We start from the raw sequence: 735 nt of genomic DNA on the forward strand, positions 1-735 counted from the left end.
AACTGAAGTAACGCCTTAGGCNTNTTGNCANCGATGAAAAAAGCCGCTTCTGAGTACTCAGAAACGGCTTCTTTCATTCGTCGGCAAAATGCCTAAGGCGTTACTTCAGTTCCTTGGAGCTAAGCCCCAGCACGCGACGGGCAATAACCAGTTGCTGGATCTGTTGGGTGCCTTCAAAGATATCCAGAATCTTTGAATCACGGGCCCATTTTTCCAGTAACTCGTCTTCGGTGTAGCCCAGGCTGCCGGCCAGTTCCACACAACGCAGGGTGATGGTGTTACCGACCCGGCCGGCCTTGGCCTTGGAGATGGAGGCTTCCAGGGTGTTGGCTTTCTTGTTGTCGGCCATCCAGGCGGCTTTTACCGCCAGCCAGTAGGCGGCTTCCCAGTCCGCTTCCATCTTGTAGATTTCCGCTTCCACCGCAGAGCAGTTGTCCACGGGTTTGCCGTAGTCATAGGTGATGCTGTCTTTGAGCAACTCCTTGATGCGCTCCAGGGAGGCTTTGGCGCAACCAATGGCCATGGCGGCCACCAGCGGGCGGGTGTTATCAAACGTCTCCATGACACCGGCGAAGCCTTTCTTGGTGTCAATCTCCGGGCTGCCCAGCAGGTTTTCTGCCGGTACCCGGCAGTCCACGAAGTTGATGGCGGCGGTGTCGGAGGCGCGGATGCCCAGCTTCTTCTCCAGCCGTGCCAGTTCCATGCCCGGGGTGCCCCAGTCCACCACGAACGACT

1 protein-coding gene is annotated in these 735 nt (G+C 57.5%); it reads right to left on the bottom strand.

All coding sequences use genetic code 11. The annotated features are described in order from the left end of the window. Window positions 1–100: 100 nt before the first annotated feature. Window positions 101–735 (bottom strand): acyl-CoA dehydrogenase family protein (locus A3730_RS28475; protein WP_255364333.1); only part of this gene is annotated, 635 nt, incomplete at its 5' end.

The sequence above is a fragment of the Alcanivorax sp. HI0044 genome (genome assembly GCF_001634945.1).